A 2,569-nucleotide genomic window follows, 5' to 3' on the forward strand; every position below is an offset into this window, starting at 1 on the left:
GGACTGTTTGAGGGGATCCCAAGTAGCACGGGGCCCGAGAAATCCTGTGTGAATCTGCCAGGACCACCTGGTAAGCCTAAATACTCCCTGATGACCGATAGTGCACGAGTACCGTGAGGGAAAGGTGAAAAGTGCCCCGGTGAGGGGTTGTGAAATAGTACCTGAAACCGTGTGCCTACAAGCCGTAGGAGCTTAGCTGGGGTTCGCCCTGGCTGTGATGTGACTGCGTGCCTTTTGAAGAATGAGCCTGCGAGTTATGGTGTGTGGCGAGGTTAACCCGTGTGGGGGAGCCGTAGCGAAAGCGAGTCTGAATAGGGCGTTTGAGTCGCATGCTGTAGACCCGAAGCGGAGTGATCTACGCATGGGCAGGTTGAAGCTCAGGTAAGACTGGGTGGAGGACCGAACCCACCAGGGTTGAAAACCTGGGGGATGACCTGTGTGTAGGGGTGAAAGGCCAATCAAACTCCGTGATAGCTGGTTCTCCCCGAAATGCATTTAGGTGCAGCGTTGCGTGTTTCTTGCCGGAGGTAGAGCACTGGATGGCCGATGGGCCCGACAAGGTTACTGACGTCAGCCAAACTCCGAATGCCGGTAAGTGAGAGCGTGGCAGTGAGACTGCGGGCGATAAGGTTCGTAGTCGAGAGGGAAACAGCCCAGATCACCGACTAAGGCCCCTAAGCGTGTGCTAAGTGGGAAAGGATGTGGAGTCGCAGAGACAACCAGGAGGTTGGCTTAGAAGCAGCCACCCTTGAAAGAGTGCGTAATAGCTCACTGGTCAAGTGATTCCGCGCCGACAATGTAGCGGGGCTCAAGTACACCGCCGAAGTCGTGGCACTGATGCGGATTCGTTCGTGTTGGTGGGTAGGGGAGCGTCGTGCAGCCGGTGAAGCAGCAGAGTGATCTAGTTGTGGAGGCTGTGCGAGTGAGAATGCAGGCATGAGTAGCGAATCGAGGGTGGGAAACCCTCGCGCCGGATGACCAAGGGTTCCTGGGCCAGGCTAATCCGCCCAGGGTAAGTCGGGACCTAAGGCGAGGCCGACAGGCGTAGTCGATGGACAACGGGTTGATATTCCCGTACCCGCTTCAATGCGCCCATATCGAACTTCGTGATGCTAAGAGTCCTTAAGTCCCTTTGCTCTTCGGAGTGGGGGTGAGGCTGAACGCTCGATCCGATCGGGTAGTAGGTAAGCGATGGGGTGACGCAGGAAGGTAGTCCAGCCCAGGCGATGGTAGTCCTGGGGTAAGCATGTAGCCCGTGTTGTAGGTAAATCCGCAACATGTTGAGGGTGAGATGTGATGCCGAGCCGATTGTGGTGAAGTGGATGATCCTATGCTGCCGAGAAAAGCCTCTAGTGAGTGTTGTGGCGGCCCGTACCCTAAACCGACTCAGGTGGTCAGGTAGAGAATACCAAGGCGATCGGGTGAACTGTGGTTAAGGAACTCGGCAAATTGCCCCCGTAACTTCGGGAGAAGGGGGACCTCTGCTGGTGATCAGGCTTGCTCTGTGAGCTGGTGGGGGTCGCAGTGGCCAGGGGGAAGCGACTGTTTACTAAAAACACAGGTCCGTGCGAAGTCGTAAGACGATGTATACGGACTGACGCCTGCCCGGTGCCGGAACGTTAAGGGGACCGCTTAGCGCGAGTGATCGTGCGAAGGTGAGAACTTAAGCGCCGGTAAACGGCGGTGGTAACTATAACCATCCTAAGGTAGCGAAATTCCTTGTCGGGTAAGTTCCGACCTGCACGAATGGCGTAACGACTTCCCCGCTGTCTCAACCACAGACCCGGCGAAATTGCACTACGAGTAAAGATGCTCGTTTCGCGCAGCAGGACGGAAAGACCCCGGGACCTTCACTACAGCTTGACATTGGCGTTTGGAGCGTCTTGTGTAGGATAGGTGGGAGACTGGGAAGCTGTCACGCTAGTGATGGTGGAGTCATTGGTGAAATACCACTCTGGTCGTTTTGAACGTCTAACTCTGGTCCGTGATCCGGATCGGGGACAGTGTCTGGTGGGTAGTTTAACTGGGGCGGTTGCCTCCTAAAGGGTAACGGAGGCGCCCAAAGGTTCCCTCAGCCTGGTTGGCAATCAGGTGTTGAGTGTAAGTGCACAAGGGAGCTTGACTGTGAGACTGACGGGTCGAGCAGGAGCGAAAGCTGGGACTAGTGATCCGGCATCGGCGTGTGGAAGCGGTGTCGCTCAACGGCTAAAAGGTACCCCGGGGATAACAGGCTGATCTTCCCCAAGAGTCCATATCGACGGGATGGTTTGGCACCTCGATGTCGGCTCGTCGCATCCTGGGGCTGGAGTAGGTCCCAAGGGTTGGGCTGTTCGCCCATTAAAGCGGTACGCGAGCTGGGTTTAGAACGTCGCGAGACAGTTCGGTCCCTATCCGCTGCGCGCGCAGGAGACTTGAAAGGAGCTGTCCCTAGTACGAGAGGACCGGGACGGACGAACCTCTGGTGTGCCAGTTGTACCGCCAGGTGCACGGCTGGTTGGCTACGTTCGGAAGGGATAACCGCTGAAAGCATCTAAGCGGGAAGCTCGCCTTGAGATGAGGTCTCCCACCA

General features: G+C 56.6%; 1 rRNA gene (cut by a window edge). It reads left to right on the top strand.

The annotated features are described in order from the left end of the window. A 23S ribosomal RNA gene (locus AB0I38_RS40120) occupies positions 1–2,569 on the top strand (its annotated part extends 192 nt beyond the left edge of the window); the annotation flags it as partial.

Origin of the sequence: Nonomuraea cavernae, assembly GCF_040655715.1 — a bacterium.
GTDB classification, from domain to species: Bacteria; Actinomycetota; Actinomycetes; order Streptosporangiales; family Streptosporangiaceae; genus Nonomuraea; species Nonomuraea cavernae_A.